Raw genomic sequence first — 22,221 nt, forward strand, 5'->3', positions numbered from 1 at the left:
TCCATCGGGAGCGACCTGTCGCCACGTATCGAGGCGGGACGTGGCTGATTCCGACGGGAGCGTCCGTCTTCGGTGCCCGCGCTCCCGACCCGACAGGTGTCACGCTCCGCCGCCGAAACCGTGGGGCCGGATCGCAGACGCTATCGGTGCGGTATGGTGAGCCTAGAATGCGTACGCCAAGAGTAACAACGGTCTGTCGGATGGAGTGTCTCTTCGGTTGTCGATGCACGAACTCACCGGGTTTCAACGCGACCTGCTGTACGTTATCGCCGCGGCCGACCAGCCGTCCGGTCAGGACGTCAAAGCCGAGATCGAGGGCTACTACAGCGCCGACATCAACCACGGTCGGCTCTATCCGAACCTCGATACCCTCGTCAATCGGGGGCTGGTCGAGAAAGGCCAGCTCGACCGACGGACGAACTACTACGACATCACGACGGAGGGCGAGCAACTGATCCAGGAACGGCGCGAGTGGGAATCACAGTACGTCGATACGTGACCGGCCGGCGGGGACTCGTGTGCCCGCTCGGTCACCTCGTCACTGCCGACGGCCCCTGACAGCGACGCGACTGGCCGTTCGTCACTGTCTGGTTCGTGGTGTCGACGGCCCCTCGCCGGGACCGTCGACCCACTCCCGACCGGCTGGTCGGCTTCGTCGTTACCCGGAACCCGTTCGTCCCCGTTCGGCTGGCCTCGCCGTCACGCGATCTCCTCACAGTCGTCGCCGGTCGGCCACCATCTTCTACGGGGGGCATCGTCAGCGGATCGGTGCGTGTGGTGTTCCCGGATCACGCGCTCAGTGGGAATGCCCCGACTCGTCGTCCTCGATCGTCGCATCGGCACGGGCCACGGCGCGTTCGACGAGATCGGCGCCGTACGTTCGCCGTGCGGCGTCGACCGAAACCAGCCCGTCGGCGAGGTCGCGTCGAATCGCTCCCGTGTCGCGATCGGCGGGATCTCCGTACCCGCCACCGCCCGGCGTCCGGATGCTGACGACGTCGCCGGCCGCCAGAGTCCGGGTGCACTTGCCGGGGAGTCGCTCGCCCGCGTCGTCGCCCGCTCCGTCGTCGTGGGCGTCGCACTCGCAATTCGCAGTTCGGTACAGCACGTCCTCACCGGGCGCACCGCTTTCACCGCCAGCGACGCCGTACGGGGCGTGCGTTCGTCGGTCGGCGAGCAGGCTGAACGCCGCCCCGGTCGGCCCTGTGGCCCGGACGCGGATGTCTCGCCGAAGGCCGAGGCCGCCCCGGTACTCGCCCGCGCCGCCGGTGTCGGGCCGGTAGGCGTAGCGCTCGACGGAGAGCGGATAGGCGGTCTCCAGCACCTCCGCCGGCGTGTTCATCGTGTTCGACATGTGGACGTGGACGCCGTCCATCCCGTCACCGCCCGCGTGCGCGCCGAAGCCGCCCCCGCCAGTCTCGTAGAAGGCGTAGGGATCGTCCGTCCGCGGGTCGACGCCGCCGAACGTGACGTTGTTCATCGTCCCCTGGCCTGCCGCAAGGGCCCGTTCCGGGTCCACGTCGGCGAGAGCACCCAGGACGACGTCCGTCACGCGCTGGGAGGTCTCCAGGTTACCGCCGACGACAGCGGCTGGGGGCTCGGCGTCGACGACGGACCCCTCGGGCGTCTCTATCTCGATCGGCCGGTACGCGCCCGCGTTCGCGGGGATCTCGGGATCGGTCACGCAGCGAACGGCGTAGTAGGTCGCCGACGCCGTGACCGCGAAGACGGCGTTGATCGGTCCCTCGGTCTGGGCGTCCGTCCCGTCGAAGTCGACGGTGAGGGCGTCGCCGTCGATCGTCACGGTCGCCTCGATCCGGACGTCCTTGCTGGCACGACCGTCGTCGTCCAGGCTGTCCGCGTAGCTGTAGGTGCCGTCGGGCAGGTCCGCGATGGCTGCACGCATGCGCGTTTCCGCGTAGTCCTGGACGTCGCCGGCCGCGTTTCGCAGGGTAGTGACGCCGCGCTCGGTCGCGAGATCGAGCAGCCGCGTTCGACCGGTCTCGTTGGCCGCGTACTGGGCGCGGAGGTCTCCGCGGCGCTCGTCCGGTGTGCGGACGTTAGAGAGAATCAGGTCCACCGTGTCGGCGACGATCTCTCCCGCGTCGTAGAGCTTCACCGGCGGGATCCGGAGCCCCTCCTGGTAGATCTCGGTCGAGTCGGCCGCGACGCTGCCCGCCCGCGAGCCCCCGACGTCGGCGTGGTGGGCGCGGTTGGCGGCGAAACCGAGGAGTTCCTGGTCGTCGTCTGGAGCGACACCGCCCGCCCCCTCCCGCTCGACGAAAATCGGCGTCACGAGCGTGAGGTCTGGCAGGTGGGCGCCGCCGCGGAAGGGATCGTTGAGGACGATCGCGTCGCCGGGCGAGAGCGTCTCCGGCGGGAAGCGCTCCAGCGCGGCCGCGACGGAGAAGGGCATCGCGCCCAGGTGGACGGGCATCGTCTCGGCCTGGCTCAGCATCTCGCCGTCGGCGTCGAACAGTGCGCACGAGCAGTCCTTGCGCTCCGTGATGTTCGGCGAGTAGCCCGTTCGAACCAGATTGGCGTTCATCTCCTCGGCCACGGCCGCGAACGCGTTGCGAAGCACTTCTAGCGTGATCGGGTCGATGGCGTCGCGATCGGCCCCGCTCCGTTCACCGTCACCGCCGTTTCGTCCACCGTCATCTCCGGTGCCACCGGCCGCCCTCGAATCGGGTTCGTCGCTCACGCTCCCACCTCCATGACGATCGTGCCGTACTCGTCGACGGTCGCACACCAGTCGGGACGGACGACCACCGTGCTCTCTGCCCCCTCGACGATCGCGGGTCCGTCGAGTTCGTCCCCCGCGACGAGTCCCTGGCGGTCGTACACCGGCGTCTCGCGGGTCGTCCCGCCGAAGACGACCGACCGCGTCTCACGAATCGGGTCTCCCTCGTTCGCACCGGGGCCATCGGCCGCCGAGAGCGCCGGCGGTTCGACGACGGCCCGGGCGCGCGCCCGGACGGTGACCAGTTCGACGGGTTCGTCGGGCGACGCGTGGCCGTACCGTCGCTCGTGGGCCGCGTGGAACGCCTCGACGGCGGTGGCGAGCGTCTCGCCCGTGACGGGTTCGTCGGGCAGGTCGACCGTGAGGTCGAACGTCTGGCCGACGTAGCGCAGGTCGAGCGATCGGTCGACGAGGATCCGATCGGTTGTGCCAAGCTGCGCTCGTCCCTCGGCCTCGAAGTCGGCGAGGGCGTCCTCGATCGCCCCCGGGTCGACGTCCGCGAGCGGGCGGACCATCGACGCGCTCCGCTCGACGAGCCGATCGCTGACGAGCAGCCCGAGCGCGGAGAGTACGCCCGCCGTCCGGGGAACGAGCACCCGCGGAACCGACAGCGACTCGGCGAGCGCCGCCGCGTGGGCCGGCCCAGCGCCGCCGTAGGCGACCAGTCCGAAGTCGCGTGGATCGTGCCCCGCTTCGACGGTCACGACGCGTAGCGCCCGCTCCATGGTGGCGTTCGCGACGTCGAGGATGCCCTCGGCTGCCTCGTCGATCGAGAGACCGAGCGGCTCGGCGACGTGTTCGGCCACCGCGGCTTCGACGGCGTCGCGGTCGACGCCACCGTGCCCCTCGCCGTCCTCCCGACCATCGTCCAGAAAGCGCGAGGGGTCGAGCCGCCCGCACAGGACTTGCGCGTCCGTCACGGTCGGTTTCGAACCGCCGCGACCGTAGCAGACCGGGCCCGGCGCTGCGCCGGCCGAGCGGGGGCCGACGCGGAGGGCACCGCCGTCGTCGACCCACGCGATCGACCCGCCGCCCGCCCCGATGGTGTGAACGTCGACCGACGGCACGGCGACGGGGTACGCGCCGATCTCCAGGCCGGTGTCGACGGCGGGCTCGCCGTCCCGTACCAGTGAGACGTCACAGGAGGTCCCGCCCATGTCCATCGTGATGACGTCGGCCTGGCCGCGGAGATCGGCGACGTGGGCCGCGCCCTGCACGCCTGCGGCCGGCCCCGAGAGCAGGGTATCGACCGGGCGGGTTCGGGCGCGGTCGGCACCGATCGTTCCGCCGTTCGACTGCATGATCCGCAGCGCCGGTTCGATGCCCCGGTCGCCGACGGCCCCTTCCAGTCGCCCGACGTAGGCGTCCATGACGGGTTTGAGTGCCGCGTTGAGCGCCGTGACGAGCGTTCGTTCGTACTCCCTGATCTCCGGGCGAACGTCGCTCGACAGCGAGAGGGAGACGCCCCCCAGTTCGTCGTCGAGAATCTCCCCGACCCGGCGCTCGTGTGCGTCGTTCTCGAACGAGAAGAGTAGCGAGACCGCGACGCTCTCGATCTCGTCCGGGAACTCGTCGGCGATCGCGCGAACGGACGCCTCGTCGAGCGGCGTCCGCACCCGACCGCGCTCGTCGAGGCGCTCGGTCACTTCGAAGCGGCGGCGTCGGGGGACGACCGGCTCGGGTTTCGTTTCGGTGTAGTCGTAGATGTCTGGGCGGTCCTGTCGCCCGATCGAGAGCGCGTCGCGAAAGCCCTCGGTCGTTACCAGCGCGACGTCCGCCCAGTCGCGTTCGAGGACGGCGTTCGTCGCTACGGTCGTCCCGTGGGCCAGATCGGCGACGTCCTCGAAGGCGTAGCCGCCCGCCACACGACTCAGTTCGAGCCCCTCGACGACGCCCTCGTCCGGCGCGTCGGGCGTCGACGGGGTTTTCGTGACGGTGAGTTCGCCGTCGCGGACCGCCACCACGTCGGTGAACGTCCCGCCGACGTCGACGCCAACCCGGACCCCCGTCGATGAATCCCTCATGGGCCTCCTTGCAGCGACCGATCCATAACGGTTGGCGAGGCGGCAGGCGTGGCTCGACGGCAGCTCGGACCGCCCCGGGAACGGGGTCGTCGCACGAATCGCTCCGAGAACGGGGCCGTCGCACGAATCGATCCGAGAACGGGGCCGTCGCACGAATCGATCCGAGAACGTGCCGCTCGGCGGAACCGCCCCGGCCGGCGGTCCGTCCGAACCGCTACGAGACCGTCTTCGGCACCCACTTGTGGTATGGGTCGTCGGTCGCGTTCATCCAGGCGACGAGCCGGTCGGCCAGATCGTGGCGGACGTCGGCGTAGTCCGGGTGGTCGATCAGGTTCTGGAGCTGGGCCGGATCGGCCTCGCGGTCGTACAGTTCGTTCACGTCGGGGCCGTTGTAGACGAACGTGTACCGGTCCGTGCGGACCAGCCGCTGGGTGTAGAGGCCGAACTCCTCGCCCGAGTACTGGCCGAAGGTGGAATCGGGCCAGGCGTGGGGTCGCCGGCCGGCGAGCAGTGGGACGAGACTCCGGGCGTGGAACGAGTCGGGGACCGGGACGTCGGCGAGTTCACAGAACGTCGCGGCGAGGTCGTGGAGGTGGACAGGCGCCTCGCAGGTCGTCCCCGGCTCGACCTCGCCGGGCCACCGAACCTGCAGTGGGATCCGGTAGGTGTCGTCGTACATAAGCGGGCCCTTGTTGAACTGACGGTGGCCGCCGACGAAGTCGCCGTGGTCCGACGCGTGGACGACGACCGTCTCGTCGGCGAGTCCGACCTCGTCTAGCGCGTCTACGACGCGTCCCAGCTCGTCGTCGATGAGCGAGACGAACCCCCAGTACGTCGCGAGTACCTCCGTCCAGGTCTCTCGGTCGAAGCCCGCGACGCCGCGGTAGCCGAGGAACTGCTGGTGCGCGCGGGGTTTCCCGTCGAACGTTTCCGCGTAGCTCGCCGGTAGATCGACGTCGTCGGGGTCGTACATCGAGGCGTAGGGCTCCGGGATCACGTAGGGGTGGTGCGGGCCGTAGAAATCCGCGCGGTGGAAGAACGGGCGGTCGGTGTCAGCGCCGCCGTCTCCGGACCGGTCGACGTCGCCCTCAGCGTGGGCTTCGATCGCCTCGATCGTCCGGTCGGCGATGAAGTGCGCCCGCGTCGCCTCGACGGGGACTGGCGTCGTCGCCGCGACGAGCGTGCCGTCCGTACCGGCGGTGTAGATCGCGTCCGAGAACTCGATCTCGCCGGGCGGGAGGCCGCGTTCCTCGCGGTAGCGCGCGAAGGCGTCGTCCAGCGCGTCGTCGTGGTGGTCGTCGCTGCCGCCGCGGTAGGAGAAGCCGAATTTCGCGGGCGTCGCCTCGTGCCCGACGTGCCACTTCCCGGTGTAGGTGAGTTCGTAGCCCGCCTCGGCGAGGCGCTGGGAGAACGTCGGGATCTCGGGGTCCAGGTTCGACCGGATCGCGTCGGCCTCGTGGTGGTTGTTCAGCATGCCGTGGCCGTGGGGAAACTGGCCGGTGAGCAGTGAGGCCCGCGCGCTCGTACAGATGCTCGTCGGTGTCGTCGCGTTCGTAAACCGCACTCCCTCGGCGGCGAGGCGGTCCATCGCGGGCGTCTCGACGGGCGGTCCTTCGGGCGCGGAGACGTCGTAGCGTTCCTGGTCGGTGAGCGCGAGCAGGACGTTCGGCGGCGTGTCGGCCATCGGGCGGCGTACACCGACGGTGGTGATAATGGTGGGGTAGCCTCGAATCGTGGATCTTCCCCGGTCCCGGTCACCACCCGGATACGCCGGCGGTCGTCGCGGCGGTTCCCCCGTTGCCGGCCCGGCGCCATCGGCCGGGCGATCTCTCGGAGGAATTAGGTGGTTTCCGTGCGAGAGAGCGACTAAAATGCGTGTCCCAGTACAGCCGTCGACTGACCGTCGATGGCGGACGAGGTGGAGGTAAGCCGTGACCACTGCCTACTGTGCGGTCTGTGGCTGGTCCCGTGAAACGGGGCCGGAGACGACCCGATCCGACCTGAACCGGGCGATGATCGACCACCACGTCGAGACGGGTCACACCCCGATCGAGACGGACGAGGAGCGTCCGGTGAGCGACGAGGCAGCTGGCGCCGACGAGCCGGACGTCGAGTGGACGCCGGTCGAGCGGGATTTCTGATCGAACCGCGCTTTCGGCCGTCGAACGGTGGGTACGCGGTTCGCCGACTGCGACCGCCGGTCACTCGAAGTCGCCGATCGTGGGTCGATCGCGGTCGCCAGGGAAGTCCTCGACGGGCGCCGTGACCTGGTCGCCGCTGGCCATGTCCTTAACTGTCACTTCGTCGTTCGCCAGGTCCTGCTCGCCGACGATGACGACCGTCTCGGCGTTGATCGAGTCGGCGTAGTTCATCTGTGCGCCGAACGAGCGTCCGGCGACGTCGGACTCCACGACGTGTCCCCGTTCGCGGAGGTCGCGGGCGATCCGGGCGGCCGTGGGATGGGTGTCGCCGACCTGCAGGACGTAGTAGTCGGTCGCGAGCGCCTCCTCGGGCCAGACACCGGCGCGCTGACAGAGCAGCGAGAGGGTGGCGTAGCCGGGGGCGACGCCGACCGCGGGCGTGGGTTGGCCGCCGTAGGACTCGATGAGGTCGTCGTAGCGCCCGCCGCCGAAGATCGACCGGGAGACCTCGCCCGTCGAGTCGAAGCACTCGAAGACGACGCCGGTGTAGTAGTCGAGCCCGCGCGCGGTGTCCAGCGAGACGGTGCAGTACTCGCGCACACCGAAGTCCTCGGCGGCCTCGAGGACCGCCTGGAGGTTGTCGACGGCCCCGGTGACGCCCTCGGTGTCGGCGTATTCGACGACGGCATCCAGGTCGTTGCTCGCGATCAGGTCCGCGAACTCCGCGGCCTGGCCGTCCGATAGCCCCGCGTCGACGAGACGATCGAGGTACTCGGCCCGGTCGACCTTGTCGGACTTGTCGACCGCGCGGATGGCGTCGCGAACGTCGACATCGGCGTCGTAGCTCTCGAGAAGTCCGCCGAGAATGTCGCGGTGGGAGACCCGAAAGTCGAAGTGCTCGCCGGTCAGTCCCAACCCGGTTAGCGCGTCGGCCGCCCAGGCCAGGATCTCGGCGTCGGCCTCGGGTTCGCTGGAGCCGAAGATGTCGACGTTGGTCTGGTAGAACTCGCGCTGGCGGCCCTGCTGAACCTGTTCGTAGCGCCAGAAGGGGCGCGTCGAGAACCACTTGATGGGCTTCGAGAGGGCCTGCTGCTTGGCGACGACCAGTCGCGCGACGGTCGGCGTGAGTTCTGGCACCATCGTGACGTGCCGGCCGCCCTGGTCCTCGAAGGCGTACAGTTCCTCGACGATGTCGTCGCCACTCTTGTCAGTCCAGATCTCCGCGCGTTCGAGCGAGGGCGTCCCGATCTCGCGAAAGCCGTAGCGCCGGGCGGTCGTCTCGAGCGTGTCGATGGCCTCCCGGCGGGCCCCCATCTCCTCCGGATAGAAGTCCCGGAAACCCTTGATGCGGTCGTACATAGCGGCCCGTTCGCGCGGGGCGTACTTTGATGTGTTCACTTTGGAGTGACCAACGGGTGGCACCGTCGTTCGTGGTGGTGCTCTCTCAATACGAAACGTACCGCCACGGCGGCTTCGAACAACCAATAGTCATACTTGATACGGTCGCCGGAACTAATTCCAGTCACCGTTCGTGGTTGGTTCGAACGAGGGGAGACTGAGCACAGCCCGGACCTTGATTTAGTCCCGGAACGTGTCGGGGCCTGTGACCGCGACGGTCGAGGAGGACGACTGGGTCGCGACGCTCGCCGAGCGGTTGCCCTTCTCGCCGTTGACTGCACTCGGTTTGCTTCTCGCGGCGACGATCACCGTCCGTGTCGTCGCCGAGAACGTCTCCTCGCGGGCGATCTTCGAGAGCATCGGCCCGCTGTTCGCGGCGACCGCGGTCGTCGTGGTCGATCGCTACCTCGTCACGAGGGGCGTCACACCGCGCGACCGACTCAGCGTCTTCGCGTTCGGCCTGGGCGGGTTCCTGGCGGCCGCGCTCGTGACGGCGCTGCACCTGCTCGTCCTCAGCCTGGAGGGACTCGGCCCGCGAAATCCGTTGTACCTCACCCTGTTGTCCGGAACCGTCGGCGTCGCCGCGGGCTGCGTCGCCGGCTGGTACGAGATTCAACAACGGGCGGCCGTCCGCGAGGCCCGCCGCCAGCGCGAACGCTTAGACCAGTTCGCCTCGTTCGTCAGCCACGATCTCCGAAACCCGCTGTCGGTCGCCGACGGCCGGCTGCAGGAGGCCTTTCGGACCGGCGACGCCGAGCACCTCCGGGCCGTCGACGAGAGCCTCGATCGGATGGACGAACTCATCGAAGAAACCCTCTCGGTCGCGCGCAGCGGCTCCGAGGTGATCGACCCCGAACCCGTCCCGCTGGTCGACCTCGCCGCGTCCGCCTGGGACGCCGTCGACACCGCCGACGCCAGCCTCGAGGTCCACGGCGATCGGACGCTCCACGTCGAGGAGGAACGTGTCCGGAGGCTCTTCGAGAACTGCTTTCGCAACGCCGTCGAACACGGCGACGCTGATACGGTCCGCGTCGGCCCGCTGCGAACCGGCTTCTACGTCGAAGACGACGGGACGGGGATCCCCGAGGACGTGCGCGACTCGGTGTTCGAACAGGGCGTCTCGTCGAGCCAGGACGGCTCGGGGCTGGGACTCGCCATCGTTCGGGCCGTCGCCGACGCGCACGGCTGGGAGCCACGCGTGTCAGAAAGTGAGGAGGGCGGGGCTCGCTTCGAGTTCTGACGTGCTGGCCCAATCAGATTCCGCCGTCTGCCGACTCCTCACAGCTACACCTAGAATGCGCATCTGCGAATCCCACGACGTACGAGTGTACCACTTCGGCTAACTCGTACATTCCAATCGCCAAATCTCGACCCGGTCGGTCGATATCGTAGTATATCCGGGCGCGGTGTTCCGACCGGAACGCGTCGATCCGGGCCGGAACGCTCGTGTTCGAGAATACGCCACGTCGTTCGATGTCCTCGAACACGTCCTCGTGTTTCCGGAAATCGGCCGACGATGCGGCCGTTTGGTCGACGAGATAGAACTGGAACGACCGTTCGATCGCATTGAACGACAGTTCCACGATACTGACGTGGTTGTTCGTGCCACGGCGTAATTGTCGGCACGTCCCCAGCATCGCACATGCTTTTCCCAGCTGGATGTCGGCATCCGTTTGCTGCCACGACAACGACTCCTGGACCGGACCGGTCTGACCGTCAGCTACCAGCGACTCGACGCGCTCGACGGCGTCGACGACGTCGTCAAGCCCCACGCGACACCACCTCCGCTTTCACCCCGTCGAGAGCCGGGGCGTCGTGGAGTGTGATCCCATCCACGAGCACGTCACGGATGCGATCGTGTCTCGCGGCTCCGTCGCGCGTCTCGACGACGATGTGTGGCTGGTACCGATCACCGCCGAATCGCTCTGTGGCAATCTCCTCCTCGATTCCGTGTGCCGCTCGCTGTGCGGCCATTCGGCCGTCCTCGACGACGACGAAGACGTCGATGTCGCTCGCTCGATCGGCGCTCCCACGTGCGACACTCCCGAACAGCACGATTGCGGCGTCATCACCGACGCGGTCGAGGAGCCGCTGGCGTATCGCTCGCACCGGATCGTGGTACTCGGATTGTGGGATCGTGGTCACTGGATCGTCGCTTCGAACCAGCTTTTCCGGATCGATCCGCACGGCGTTCGATCGCCCATCGCGGTCGACGTGTACGGCGCCGAGGCCTTCGAGAGAACGTACGGCGGCGTTGACGTTCGACATCCCTTTCCCGGTGAGCCTGTGGAGCTCGCGATTCGAGAAGGCGGAGTCGGGGTTACTCGCGAGCACGTGCAGGATCTCGGTCGTTGCACTGTGTCGAAACGCCTCTCGGTCTCCGAGCGGGAGCGGAAGACAGATGCGGGTCCCGTGGCCGTCACCTGAAGAATGAACCGTATTTCCGTCCATGAACGGTTTTACGGTTCAATATGTCTTAACTATTCCGCCACGAGCATCGTAGTCGGATCCCGGACGGTGGTCGAACCAAGGAACACGTTGCGGGTGAACCTCGCCATCGTTCGGGCCGTCGCCGACGCGCACGGCTGGGATCCGACCGTGACCGAGAGTGAGGCGGGCGGGGCGCGATTCGAGTTCTGAGTGGGAGGGACGAATATCGGTCCCGGCACAAAATAGGCGTGAGGGCCTCACACCCGTCGGTAGTCCCCCCGGACCGCGTCCGTACGACGTCCCCGGACCGACGTCCGACGGGGTTCGACGTCGACCGCCGAAGACTCTCTGAGTGACCCCCGAAAGCCCTGCTGGCCGTCGTCGAAACGGTACGGCTTCGGACGCTTCGGACTGTTCGTGCAGGTCGAAACCGTATCGACGTGTCGACCGCCAGTCCGAATTCGCGCGTTCGCGACATCGGTTTGTCGACCGGCGACGTCGTCCACACCGGCCCAGAATCTACGTTTAAATCTGACATATGATTCGTAGAACACCTCGAAGTGTCTCTTACCGGGCAAAAATACTTTATCACGTGATGTTCATAAACTGATTGGTATGCATTCGCACACTAATCGGCGCTCGTTCATCTCGGCCGCAGGAACGGCCGGCGCGCTCGCACTCGCGGGGTGTCTGGAAGGAGGGAACGAAACCGGTGGCGACCGAACGATCAAGATGGGGATGGTAGTTGCGGAGACCGGAAGCCTGTCGTCGGTCGGTGTCCCGCTCCGCGACGTCGGTCATCTCCCCCGAATTCAGATAAACGACGCCGATACGTCCACGAGCGCCGAGGTGAGCGTCCAGGATTCACAGACGGACCCCCAGCAGAGTATCAGCGCGGCACAGTCGCTGGCGAACTCGGGATTTCCAGCGGTGGTCGGGCCACTCCTCTCCGAGGCGACCATTCAGGTCACGAACGAAATATACAAACCCCGACAGATCGTCTGCTGTACGCCGGGTAGCACGTCTCCACGACTGACGTCGCTGGACGACGACGATTTCGTGTACCGTACGATCTCGAGCGATGCGTTCCAGGGGCGCGCCCTGGCACAGACTGCCAGCGATCGGGTCGGCGCCAGTAGCGCGTCGGTCGTGTACGTCAACGACGCCTACGGGCAGGCGTTGAACGAGACGTTCAGCGAGACCTTCGAGTCGAACGGCGGGACCATCGAAGCGCAGGTCGCCGTCGGACAGCAAGAACAGTCCTACGTCTCGCAACTCGAGAAGGCCATGAGCAACGACCCGGACGCACTGTTCGTCGTCGCGTTCCCCGCCGGTGGGTCCCAGTTGCTGCGGGACTTTTACTCGAATTACAGTCGGGACACGCCGATCGTCGTTCCGGACAGCATGCGGGATCCAGAGCTCCCCGGAAACGTCGGCGAACCCCTGACCAACATCACCGGCGTTTCGTCGGTCGCGGCCGGACCGGGCAAGGACTTCGTCGCGGACCTGTACAGCGAAGAGTACGATGCGGACACGCCACCGTTCTACTCGTACATGTACGACGCGAGCGCCATCCTGATGCTCGCGAACGCGGCTGCAGGGGCCAACGATGGGTCCGAGATCAAAGCGCAGATGCAACCCGTCGCCAATCCCGATGGTGAAGTCGTCTCGCCGGAGAACTTCGCCGAGGGCGTACAGATGGCTGCCGACGGGACGACGGTTCAGTACCGTGGCGCCTCGAGTAACGTCGACTTCGACGAGAACGGCGACATGAAACGCGTCAATTACGCCGTGTTCGTCTACAACGAGGACGGCTCGGTCGAGGACGTCGATACGATCGAGTACGCGGCCGACTGAGCGGAGTTATCCGCCGAGGAACTCCCGGCGGACGTCCTCGTCGTCGAGGAGGGCGTCTCCCTCGTCCACGTATCGATTTTGCCCCTGGGCGAGTACGTATCCGCGATCACAGCGTCTGAGCGCCGTTTTTGCGTTCTGTTCGACCATCAGTATCGACGTCCCCGTCGCGTTGATCTCGTCGATCTTGTCGAACATCTCGTCGACCAGGTCGGGCGCGAGACCGGCCGAGGGCTCGTCGAGCAACAACAGTTCCGGCTCTAGCATCAACGCCCGCCCCATCGCGAGCATCTGCTGTTGCCCGCCGCTCATCGTCCCTGCGCGCTGGTCTCGCCGCTCCCTGAGGATCGGGAAGCGATCGTACACCGCGTCGAGCGCGCTAGAGGGGACGCTATCGAGGATGTACGCACCCATTCGCAGGTTCTCTTCGACCGAGAGCGACGGGAAGACGTTCTCGTTCTGTGGGACGTAGCTCAGCCCCTTCCGAATGATGTCCTCCGGATTGTCGTCCGTGATGTCGACGCCGTCGAAGCGGACGGAACCGCCCATGTGGTCCGTCAGGCCGAAGACTGACTTCATCGCCGTACTCTTTCCGGCGCCGTTCGGCCCGACGATCGTGACGTACTCCCCCGCATCCACGGTGAGATCGACGTCGTCGAGTATCTGCAGGTCACCGTACCCGGCATCGAGCTCCTCGACGGTCAGGAGACTCATACGTCACCTCCGAGGTACGCTTCGATGACCTGCTCGTTCGTACGGACCGTCTCCGGTGGCCCTTCGACGAGGACGTCCCCCTGATTCATCACGATGACGCGGTCACAGTGTGTCATGATAACGTCCATATCGTGTTCGACCAGCAGGAACGTGTGTCCGTCCGCGCGGAGGTCCTCGATTCGCTCGAGGAGTCGTTTTTCGAGTGTCGGGTTGACCCCGGCGAGCGGTTCGTCGAGTAACAATACGTCGGGGTCGGCGAGCAACGCCCGTGCCAGTTCCAGCAGTTTCCGTTGCCCGCCCGACAGGGTACCGGCGTACTCGTCGGCCAGGTGCGAGAGTTCGAATCGATCCAGCGTCTCCCAGACCGTCTCCCGGAGCTCACGCTCGCTGGCTGCAACGCTCCGTCGGCCTCGCGATCCGGGCAGCACGGCCCGCCACATTCCCTCACCGAGCTGATGTTGTGGCGCGAGCATCAGGTTCTCGAGGACCGTCATCTCCTCGAGTTCGCGCGCGATCTGGAACGTTCGGACGAGCCCCGCCTGTGCGATCTCGTGTGGCGCGTGGCCGGTTATCGGTCGGCCGTCGAGCTCGACAGTTCCACCGTCGGGGGTGTGGAATCCCGTGATACAGTCGAACGTCGTCGATTTCCCCGCTCCGTTCGGCCCGATCATTCCGGTCAACGTTCCCGCTTCGACGCTGAAGCTCGCCCCGTCGACCGCCCGTATCCCCTCGAAGCTCTTCTGCAGTCCCTCGACACGGAGTGGTGGCGTCCCCTCGGCCGTCTGCGTGTTCGGCTGCCTGTCCGTGTCTGCGGTGGTGTCGCTCTCGCTACTGCTCATCGGTCCCACCTCTGGCGAGCGAGACGGTCGACGCCGTCTCTTTTCGATGTCCCAGCAGTCCCTGGGGCCGGTTCTGTATCAGGTAAATCAGGACGGCCCCGACCAGCATGAATCGAAGCGCCGCGATGTGGTCGAACAGGAAGGCCAGCAGCGGAAACGGATCGGCGCTCGCGAGTGGAATCACGGCGTCGATGACCGTCGTCGGCGCCCGTCCGAAGTCGGCGAACGCCTCGACGGTGTTTGCGAGCAGCGGTGGCCCTCGAAACAGGAGACCCGCGAACAACGCCCCGCCGAGGACGCTTCCCGTGTTAGATCCCGCGCCACCGATTATGAGGGCGATGAAGATGTAGAACGTCTGTTGTGGGAGATAGTTCGCAGGACTGGTGAACCCCTGGCTCCCCTGCCACAGGATCCCCGTCAGCCCCATCAGGGCGCACCCGACCACGAAGGCGGTGATCTTGAACCGGTTCGTGTCCTTGCCGAGCGCTTCGGCGACCATCTCGTCCTCGCGAATCGCCTTCAACACCCGTCCGAACGGCGAGTTGGCGAGCCTGGCCAGATAGACGTAAAAGAGGCCGACGAACCCGACGACGACGAGTGTGTAGGCCCAGCTCAGGGCCACCGCGTTCGGAATTCCGACGCTACTGGCGACACCGAAGAGGGCGTCTCCGAGGATGGTCGCCCCCTCGGCGGGGGAGTCTGGATTTACGTAGAACAGCGCGTCGACCGGGTTCTGCGGTAACGAGAGGCCGTTCGCGCCACCGGTTCCCGTCGTGACGCCGAACACGTCCACACGTGCGAACGTCTGGGAGTTGACGGTGAGTCTGACGATTTCTCCCAGTCCGACGGTGATGATGGCGAGGTAATCGTCGCGGACACGAAGTGCCGGGACCGCCGCCACGAACCCGAGCAGTGCGGCGATGGCGATCCCGCCGAGAACGCCCACGACCAGCGGAAGCCCGAATCCGCCGACTCCGGTGTCGGGATTGACCGGGCGCGTGAGAATCGCCATCGTGTACACGCCGACCGCCATGAATCCGGCGACGCCCACGTTGAACAGTCCCGCGTATCCCCACTGGAGATTGAGCGCGAGCGCGGCCAGCGCGTAGACCGCCGCGAAGAACGTGATGCCCTGGAGACCGCTAACGAGTCCCGTGAGTGTGACGCCGACCAGCAGGCTTAGCGCCGTAAAGCCCACGTAGAGCGCGCCCATTACGGCGGCGACCAGCGCAGCGTCGCCCCCGGGAACCTCCTCGGTGAACCACTCGATTCGTGATGGATGTGTACCGTCGGTCATGTCGACGACCTCCCTGAAAAGATCCCGCGCGGACGTACGATCAAGACGAGGATCATCACCAGGAACGCGGTGACGTTGACGAAGCCCGCCGGTAACCAGATCAGCGAGAGCCGACTGGCCACGCCGATGACGAGGCCGCCGACGATCGCCCCGTAGACGGAACCGATCCCCCCGAGGATGACCGCCGCGAACACCAGCAGGAGGATGTTCCAGCCGATATCGAACGAGATCGAACCCCGCCAGAGGACGAGCAAGTACCCCGAGACGCCAGTCAATCCGGCGCCGATCAGCCACGTATCGCGGACGACTCGTTCCGTCGGGATCCCAGTGACCCGAGCGAGCGACTCGCTATCGGCCATCGCGCGCATCGCGATTCCGAGTTTCGTTCGCTGGAGCAGGAGGTGGAGGCCCACGACCAGTGCGATGGCGGCCACGATGAGCGTCAGTTCGTGGGCGCTCGCCGACACGCCGACGGCGGGAAGTGAGACGTCGGGACCGCTCCCGGTCGTTAAACCCGCCTGTTCCGTTCCGAACACCAAAACGAGGGCGTATCGGAGAATAAACGCGACCCCGATGCTGGCGATCAGCAGTGCTATTCCGTCCTGTTCGCGCATCGGCCGATAGACGATTCGATCGAGCGCCAGAGCGAGGCACATTGTGACGACGGCAGCGAATCCGGCACCGACGACGATCGCGGCGGGTGCGGTCGCGACGTTCACCCCGGCGGATCCAGCGTTCACTTCGCTACTCCCGAACCCGAGAAGGAGCAGTCCAGAGAGTTCGAGCGTCCCGATGCCCGCGACGACGAACGTCGCGACCCAGCCACCGAACGCCCCGACGGTCAGGTATTCGCCGTGTGCGAAGTTCGCGAACCCCAGGATGCTGTACGTGAGCGTCAACCCGACGCCGGCGAGGCCGATGACCAGTCCGATGATGACTCCTTGCCAGAGATAGACACCGACGGTCCCCGCCGAAAGCTGTCCGCGCACGATATCGGCCGCAATGAGGCCGAGTATCAGGACGATCCCGAGGGCCACGGCCGTTTTCGTGGTCCGGCCTCGGACGCCGATCCAGCGCTGCATCGCAGCCTGTATCATAAATCCATCAATATTGTAATTCCTATCATTTTTCCGTCTTACGCCCCCATATTGCGATATAGTGCTTAAATATCTAACCCAGAATGTAGAATTTCCTGACATCGAAATCTCCCTACCTCGAGCCACTTCGTGGTGATTTTCGGTCTCAATACGGACCGCTCCCGGTTCGCGGAGCACAACCGGTACCCCCTCGAGGCATAGTAATGCGAGATTGATGGGTTTGTGAAGACGCGGTGGTACTTCTCAGGTTAGCCAGAGATGTACCGGGCCGCCGCCGACACCCACTGCTGGGAACCGACCGTGAGCGAGAGTGAGGTAGACGGGGCGTGAGTCGAGTTCTGAGCGGCTCGGTGCGCTCCTCGTCGATGCTACCCTTCGCACTCCATCTCCCGGAGAACCCTGCACTTGTCGGTCAGCGAGGTAGGCATCTCGGCTCTCGCCTGCAACAGCGTGTCCACGACGAACGCCGGTTCCGCGAAGTTCGGGCCCCGTTCGACGACAAACGCGTCCCGGTCCCAGTCGACGTATCCGCCATCGGAGAGGACGGGGAGATGGTGGTGCCGTAACTGGACGGCCAGCGTGTCGGGGTCGACCGTCTGGTTGGGGGAGACGGCCGCGTCAGGCAAGGGGAGGCCCTGTTCCGGGGGTGCTTCGAGTAACGAGATGATGACCTCCCGCCTCGGCTCGGCGGAGAGGGCATCGTACAGTCGGTCCCACCGTTCTGCCCACGCCCGCTCACCTGGCGTGTCGGGGGTCATACCCCTTCCATCGGCGACCACTCACTTATACTTGCTAGTGTGTGACTCACGTGGATTGTGTGGCGAGCCGAAATCGGACCGCACCGATCGGCCACGGCGTCCAACACGTCGGTGGGGGAGTCGACCCACGTCCGGCGACGTATTGGGCACCTCGTCGGTGGACTGCGAAGAATTCGATCGAGAAAACCGGGTCGCGAGAACCGGAGACGGGGTCGCGCGGCCGATCCGCGGTCGAACCAGCGGCTACCCCGCGAGATTTATCCTACCGCCGACCGGTAACGTGCGTCTGATCGTGATCGGGGAAGCACTCCGCGACGGCGTCCTGTCCGCCCTCGGCGGCGATCACGGCCCGCAACTCGGCCTCGTAGTCCGCGCGGTGAATCTCCTCGCTCGGCCCCACGGTCACGTCGAGCGTCGAGTCGACCAGTCGATCGACCGCGCCGCGACCGAAGCCCGACAGCGGGGCGACGTAGTCGACGTCGTGGCGATCTTCGAGACTCTGGGCCTGCGCACGCGAAACCGTCGGGACGCGGTCGTCGCGGCGTGTGCCGTCTGCGATGGCGTCGAAGTCGTCCGCGCCAGCCAGCGCCTCCAGCGCCTCCCGGTGGACGTGCTGGATACCGTTTCGGGGGAAGCCGTCCTCGCGGATTCGGGTGGCGGCGTCCTCGGCGACCGACTCGTCGAGTTCGATTCGACGGAACGGCAAGTCGAGTTCCGCGGCCGCGCGCTCGGCGTGTCGCCAGTCGTCCGTGATGCCGAAGTGGGCGGTAGCGAGCGTCACGTCGTAGAAGTTCTCCAGGAGCAACGCGGCGAGCGTCGAGTCCTTGCCGCCGCTGTACAGCAGTCCCAGTCGCATTAGCGTCGGCGGATGTCGAAGCTCTTGGATTCGGGCTTCAGTTCGTTCAGCAACTGCTTCATCTTCTCGTCGTCGATCTTGCCCTGGATGCGCCCGCTCCGGGCGAGCGCGATGACCTGCTGTTCGACCTGCTGGCCGAATCCCTCTTTGCTCATCTTCACCGTGTTGAGTCGCTTGCGCGCGTCGTCGGTGAGGTGCTGTCGCAGTACGGCCTTCTTCTGGGCTTCGGCCTGTTGCTGGGCGGCCTGCTGGGCCTCCGCGTTCGAACCCTGCGAGTCGGCCTGGTCTTTCAACTCCTGCATGCGTTCCTTTCGGAGTTCGTCGAGTTCGTCGTCCCCGTTGCTCATACGTGTGCGGTTGGGTCGCTGCGGGGAAAATGATTACGGAGGCGACCGAGCCGGTCGGGGCGCTGTGGCACCCGACCGCCGGAACCGGCCTCAGGCGTAGCGTTCGAGTTCCGGTCGGTCCAGGTCCGAGAGGACTTCACCTGCGGTGTCGTCGAGCAGGCTGCGACCCTCGGCGGTGATACGCCGACCCTGGCCTTCGGCGGTCTCGACGTATCCGGCGTCCTCCAGCTGCTGGAGGATCGTTCGGATGACGTTCTTCGAGCCGTCGGCGCGCTTGTCGGGGGCGACGCGGTAGCGGTTCGAACCGCGCTTCGAGCCGCCGTACTCCGTCGAGAGCCGCTCGACGCCGACGGGGCCGGTGTCGGCGACCTTGCGAAGGAGGCTGGCCGCGCGGGTCGCCCAGAAGTCCTCCTGTTCGGGGGGCAGTTCGTTCCCGACGCCGCCTTTCGCGAACGGCGCCCAGTCGGGTTCGTCGAGTTCGTCGTCGAGGTCCGCGGCGAGCGCCTCGATGAGGGCGTCGACCGGGACGTCGTACATCGTAGCCATTGCAGGTGCGTATCCAGCGCCCGCATAAAACAACATCGGTGTCGTCCGGGCGCGTGCGCCGCGTCCCCACGCCTCGGCCGCTCGTGCCCACGACCGCCCGGTTCGCCTCGCCAGGGAGCGCGGTGAACCACCGTCCGCTGCGCCGCCAGGGGGACCTGCGGATGTATGCGCTTTCGCCGCTCCGACGCCTTCTTCCCGCCACCCGTTCCCTTCGGCGTCGAACCCGCCGTCTCCGGTTCGCTTTTCTCGCGGGCCGCCCAAACCGCTCCCATGAACGAGCGGGCGGCACTCACGCTCCTCGGCGACGAACTCGCCCACGCGGGTGACGACGCGGCCGTCGTCGGCGGGCAGGTCCTGACGACGGACATGCTCCACGAGACGACGGACTTCCCCGAGGGGACCACGCGCTACACGGCTGGCTGGCGGGCGGTCGGTGCCTCGCTGTCGGACGTGGCGGCGATGGGTGCGGAAGCGACGGCAGCGGTAGCCGTCTACGCCGCGCCGGCATTCGATGACGACGACCTGCTCGCGTTCGTCGCGGGTGCCCAGGACGTCTGCGAGCGCGTCGGCGCGCGCTACGTCGGCGGCGATCTGGACCACCACGCGGAGTTCACCGTGGCCACCACCGCGCTCGGCCGGGTGCCGGACGGATCCGGCGCGACGGACTCCGGGACCGATGACGCTTCACCGCTGCCCGACGTCGGTCCCGTCCGCCGCAGCGGTGCACGGCCGGGCGACGTCGTCTGCGTCACGGGTTCGCTCGGCCGGAGCGCCGCCGCCCTCGAACGCTTCGACCGGGGCGAGGACGACCGGGCGAACGACCTGTTTCGCTTCGATCCCCGGGTCGCGACGGGTCTCGCCGTCGCTCCGCACGCGAGCGCGATGATGGATTCGAGCGACGGCCTGGCCCGATCGCTGCACCAGCTCGCCGACGCCTCGGACTGTGGCTTCGCGATCGAGTCCGACCGGGTGCCGATCCACGACGAACTCGCGGCGGTCGCTGCGACCGAACCGGCCGACGACGTTCTCGAGGCGGCGATCACGTTCGGTGAGGACTTCGAGCTGGTGTTCACCGTCTCGCGGGACGACCTCCCGGACGTGCGCACAGCCGCACCGGTCGACGTCACGGTCGTCGGGGACGTCGTCGACGCCGACGTGACGATGGACGACCGGTCGCTGGCCGACGAGGGGTACGATCACGGTGGTTAACGGTCGAAGCGAGGGATAGAGACCGGTTCAGCCGACGAGTTCGATCGGCACGAGGGTGAAACACGTTGCGCCGAGGACGAACGTGAGGACGCCGAGCGCCAGTCTTCGCGGTCCGAGTCGCTCTTCGACGACGGGCTCTGCTGGCCCGGCGATCGCCAGGAGCGTCGTCAGGACACCCCAGAGGATCCAGACCGAGGCGCCTTGCCCCGTGGTGTCTGTGAGGACGTAGAGGTAGCCTGCGAGGCCGAGCAGGGCAGCGGGGACGAGCGCAGCGACGGTCTCCTGGGCGGGGCCGATCATCGCGCGGAGGATGTGGCCGCCGTCTAGCTGGCCGACCGGGATGAGGTTGAGGACCGTGACGAACATGCCGACCCAGCCCCCGATGACGACCGGGTTCACCATCGTCGTCGGGTCGCCGCGGTAGAGGGACTGGCCGAAGATCGCGGCGAGTCCCTCCAGCAAGACCGGGAAGCCGAGTTTCAGCTGAATCGCGTCGGGGCTCTCGACGACGGCTTCGGGCGCGTGGATCGGGTCCATGTGGAGGCCGACGGTGGTGACCGCGACCGTGGCGACGAACCCGGCGAGCGGGCCGGCGACGCCGATGTCGAACAGCGCCTTCCGGCTCGGCATTCGGCCGTTCATCTTGATCACGGCACCGAGCGTGCCGATCAGGGTCGGCACGGGGATGAAGTACGGAAGTGAGGCCTCGACGCGGTGGTACCGACTGGCGACGTAGTGTCCCATCTCGTGGACGCCGAGGACGAACAGGATCGCCGCGGAGAACGGCCACGCCTCGAGGATCGTGGCGGGCTCGGCGAACGGGTCGATGTGGTACCAGAACGAGCCGGCGAACAGCGTCGAGAGTACCGTCGCGACGAACAGGGCGAGGTGTCTCCACGGCACGCCGTCGATGCCGAGAGATTGCGGTTCGGCGACCAGTGCCACCTGCCCCCGGGTGCCGCGCAACTCGAGATCGTAGCCCGCGTCGTGAAACGCCGGCCAGAGTTCACGAGCGACGGCGTCCGGCGGGACGCGGGGCTGTCCGACGTAGACGAGTTTCTCCGTCGATTTGTGGACCTCGTTCACAGCGAACACCGACTCGATCGTCTCCAGTGACGGTCCGTCGGCGGGCGACTCGACTGCCATCGTCCGTCGTTGGTCGTCGGGCCGCATAAATCGCCTGTTGGCTCGCAGCGTTCGATCACCGCCGACGTCGCGGCGGTCCGTCGGAATCGACTGTGTCGTCACTCCTCGACTGGCGTTCGGAAAATGGGGTCGCGAATGCAGGGTTCGGGCGGGGACCCGGCGGTTCTCGCTCGGCGATTCCCGATCAGGCCGCCTCGACGCGCCACGTGGTCGCGCTCGTGTAGGACCACTTCTCGACCTCGAGGTCGTCGGCGGACTCCGAGAGTGTAACCATGAGCGCGCCGATCTCCTTCGGTGAGAGACCGACGTCGTCGGCGATGAACTTGCCTTTGAAGTACATCTCGCCGTCTTCGGCGCGTTCGCGCAGGTACTGCTTCAGGCGGCGACGCTTGGAATCGGTGGAGGGTGATGCAGTTGTGCTCATCGTCGTCTGGTCCAACCGGCCGGGATATGTTATAAAGGCAGGTTACTTCGACACGTTTCACTTTCGTTCACGCTACCGGCCGGTAATGAATCGATATCTGGATTCGAACGAACTATTCAGAACTCGCTAAGGGACAATTAGACGTTTTAGAAACGACTCTGACATTTTATTTCTACCAAAATAAGATCTCACAAAACACCGCGTCTGTTTGTCAAATAAAATGGAAGATTCTGGGAGATTGAATACTTTGGGGCTCTTCTCTCGCACGTCGCCCGCCGAAACGCGTCGGTAGTGACGCACTCGACGGATCGGTTGTGGACGCGAGTGGTGATCAGTAGCGCTGGGACGGCGTCGTGACTGTCGGTGGACACTGACAGCAGTTGGCCCGTGTCGAAAAG

22 protein-coding genes are annotated in these 22,221 nt (G+C 66.4%); 6 read left to right on the forward strand and 16 right to left on the reverse strand.

The window, feature by feature from the left end:
- Positions 1 to 223: 223 nt before the first annotated feature.
- Positions 224 to 499: a PadR family transcriptional regulator gene (locus NO366_RS05415; protein WP_256533312.1), complete on the forward strand. Its 276-nt coding sequence runs from the start codon at positions 224 to 226 to the stop codon at positions 497 to 499.
- Positions 500 to 796: 297 nt separating this feature from the next.
- Here NO366_RS05415 and NO366_RS05420 read toward each other — a convergent pair whose 3' ends face one another.
- From NO366_RS05420 to NO366_RS05430, 3 genes are all read right to left on the reverse strand, one after another.
- A complete protein-coding gene (locus NO366_RS05420; protein ID WP_256533313.1) occupies positions 797 to 2,704 on the reverse strand; it encodes a hydantoinase B/oxoprolinase family protein in 1,908 nt (635 codons plus the stop codon).
- Entirely contained in the window at positions 2,701 to 4,767 is a 2,067-nt protein-coding gene (locus tag NO366_RS05425; RefSeq protein ID WP_256533314.1) for a hydantoinase/oxoprolinase family protein, read from the reverse strand. Before NO366_RS05425 ends, NO366_RS05420 begins: the two co-directional genes overlap by 4 nt.
- 214 nt (positions 4,768 to 4,981) lie before the next feature.
- Positions 4,982 to 6,451 (reverse strand): sulfatase family protein, encoded by a 1,470-nt coding sequence (locus NO366_RS05430; protein WP_256533315.1) that lies wholly within the window; start codon positions 6,449 to 6,451, stop codon positions 4,982 to 4,984.
- 247 nt (positions 6,452 to 6,698) lie between these two features.
- On the opposite strand from NO366_RS05430, the gene NO366_RS05435 reads away from it, so the two are divergent.
- Complete coding sequence (locus NO366_RS05435; RefSeq protein WP_256533316.1) at positions 6,699 to 6,908, forward strand: hypothetical protein; 210 nt, start codon at positions 6,699 to 6,701, stop codon at positions 6,906 to 6,908.
- A 60-nt stretch (positions 6,909 to 6,968) separates the two neighbouring features.
- Here the strand turns inward: NO366_RS05435 and hisS are convergent, their stop codons facing one another.
- Positions 6,969 to 8,267 carry a histidine--tRNA ligase gene (hisS, locus tag NO366_RS05440; protein ID WP_256533317.1) on the reverse strand — a complete coding sequence of 433 codons (1,299 nt, stop codon included), beginning with the start codon at positions 8,265 to 8,267 and terminating at the stop codon, positions 6,969 to 6,971.
- A gap of 244 nt (positions 8,268 to 8,511) precedes the next feature.
- Here hisS and NO366_RS05445 point away from each other — a divergent pair, with 244 nt between their 5' ends.
- The gene (locus NO366_RS05445; protein WP_256533318.1) at positions 8,512 to 9,546 is read left to right on the forward strand and encodes a sensor histidine kinase; all 1,035 of its coding nucleotides are present in this window, start codon (positions 8,512 to 8,514) and stop codon (positions 9,544 to 9,546) included.
- 13 nt (positions 9,547 to 9,559) lie between these two features.
- Here the strand turns inward: NO366_RS05445 and NO366_RS05450 are convergent, their stop codons facing one another.
- The gene (locus NO366_RS05450; protein ID WP_256533319.1) at positions 9,560 to 10,078 is read right to left on the reverse strand and encodes a DUF8154 family protein; all 519 of its coding nucleotides are present in this window, start codon (positions 10,076 to 10,078) and stop codon (positions 9,560 to 9,562) included.
- Complete coding sequence (locus tag NO366_RS05455; protein WP_256533320.1) at positions 10,068 to 10,757, reverse strand: nucleotidyltransferase domain-containing protein; 690 nt, start codon at positions 10,755 to 10,757, stop codon at positions 10,068 to 10,070. The genes NO366_RS05450 and NO366_RS05455 overlap by 11 nt, the downstream gene beginning before the upstream one ends.
- A gap of 66 nt (positions 10,758 to 10,823) precedes the next feature.
- Here NO366_RS05455 and NO366_RS05460 point away from each other — a divergent pair, with 66 nt between their 5' ends.
- Positions 10,824 to 10,946 (forward strand): ATP-binding protein, encoded by a 123-nt coding sequence (locus tag NO366_RS05460; protein ID WP_256533321.1) that lies wholly within the window; start codon positions 10,824 to 10,826, stop codon positions 10,944 to 10,946.
- A gap of 405 nt (positions 10,947 to 11,351) precedes the next feature.
- Positions 11,352 to 12,593, forward strand: coding sequence for an ABC transporter substrate-binding protein (locus NO366_RS05465; RefSeq protein WP_256533322.1), 1,242 nt, complete (start codon positions 11,352 to 11,354; stop codon positions 12,591 to 12,593).
- Positions 12,594 to 12,599: 6 nt separating this feature from the next.
- Here NO366_RS05465 and NO366_RS05470 read toward each other — a convergent pair whose 3' ends face one another.
- The 8 genes from NO366_RS05470 to NO366_RS05505 all read right to left on the reverse strand — a co-directional run bounded on the left by NO366_RS05470 (position 12,600) and on the right by NO366_RS05505 (position 19,044).
- Positions 12,600 to 13,304 (reverse strand): ABC transporter ATP-binding protein, encoded by a 705-nt coding sequence (locus tag NO366_RS05470; RefSeq protein WP_256533323.1) that lies wholly within the window; start codon positions 13,302 to 13,304, stop codon positions 12,600 to 12,602.
- Positions 13,301 to 14,143 carry an ABC transporter ATP-binding protein gene (locus NO366_RS05475; protein ID WP_256533324.1) on the reverse strand — a complete coding sequence of 281 codons (843 nt, stop codon included), beginning with the start codon at positions 14,141 to 14,143 and terminating at the stop codon, positions 13,301 to 13,303. The genes NO366_RS05470 and NO366_RS05475 overlap by 4 nt, the downstream gene beginning before the upstream one ends.
- Positions 14,133 to 15,440 (reverse strand): branched-chain amino acid ABC transporter permease, encoded by a 1,308-nt coding sequence (locus NO366_RS05480; RefSeq protein WP_256533325.1) that lies wholly within the window; start codon positions 15,438 to 15,440, stop codon positions 14,133 to 14,135. The genes NO366_RS05475 and NO366_RS05480 overlap by 11 nt, the downstream gene beginning before the upstream one ends.
- Entirely contained in the window at positions 15,437 to 16,537 is a 1,101-nt protein-coding gene (locus NO366_RS05485; protein WP_256533326.1) for a branched-chain amino acid ABC transporter permease, read from the reverse strand. Before NO366_RS05485 ends, NO366_RS05480 begins: the two co-directional genes overlap by 4 nt.
- A gap of 368 nt (positions 16,538 to 16,905) precedes the next feature.
- On the reverse strand, positions 16,906 to 17,295 hold the full coding sequence (locus tag NO366_RS05490; protein ID WP_256533327.1) for a hypothetical protein: 390 nt from the start codon (positions 17,293 to 17,295) through the stop codon (positions 16,906 to 16,908).
- Positions 17,296 to 17,557: 262 nt separating this feature from the next.
- Positions 17,558 to 18,151, reverse strand: coding sequence for a DUF7411 family protein (locus NO366_RS05495; protein WP_256533328.1), 594 nt, complete (start codon positions 18,149 to 18,151; stop codon positions 17,558 to 17,560).
- Positions 18,151 to 18,498, reverse strand: a complete 348-nt coding sequence (locus NO366_RS05500; protein ID WP_256533329.1) for a DNA-binding protein — start codon at positions 18,496 to 18,498, stop codon at positions 18,151 to 18,153. Before NO366_RS05500 ends, NO366_RS05495 begins: the two co-directional genes overlap by 1 nt.
- A 90-nt stretch (positions 18,499 to 18,588) precedes the next feature.
- On the reverse strand, positions 18,589 to 19,044 hold the full coding sequence (locus NO366_RS05505; RefSeq protein ID WP_256533330.1) for a 30S ribosomal protein S19e: 456 nt from the start codon (positions 19,042 to 19,044) through the stop codon (positions 18,589 to 18,591).
- A 270-nt stretch (positions 19,045 to 19,314) separates the two neighbouring features.
- Here NO366_RS05505 and thiL point away from each other — a divergent pair, with 270 nt between their 5' ends.
- Complete coding sequence (thiL, locus tag NO366_RS05510) at positions 19,315 to 20,253, forward strand: thiamine-phosphate kinase (protein WP_256534003.1); 939 nt, start codon at positions 19,315 to 19,317, stop codon at positions 20,251 to 20,253.
- A 27-nt stretch (positions 20,254 to 20,280) separates the two neighbouring features.
- Here the strand turns inward: thiL and NO366_RS05515 are convergent, their stop codons facing one another.
- Positions 20,281 to 21,399 carry a site-2 protease family protein gene (locus NO366_RS05515; protein WP_256533331.1) on the reverse strand — a complete coding sequence of 373 codons (1,119 nt, stop codon included), beginning with the start codon at positions 21,397 to 21,399 and terminating at the stop codon, positions 20,281 to 20,283.
- A gap of 184 nt (positions 21,400 to 21,583) precedes the next feature.
- On the reverse strand, positions 21,584 to 21,823 hold the full coding sequence (locus NO366_RS05520; protein ID WP_256533332.1) for a DUF7123 family protein: 240 nt from the start codon (positions 21,821 to 21,823) through the stop codon (positions 21,584 to 21,586).
- Positions 21,824 to 22,221 lie beyond the last annotated feature (398 nt).

Source organism: Halovivax cerinus, from assembly GCF_024498195.1.
GTDB lineage: Archaea > Halobacteriota > Halobacteria > Halobacteriales > Natrialbaceae > Halovivax > Halovivax cerinus.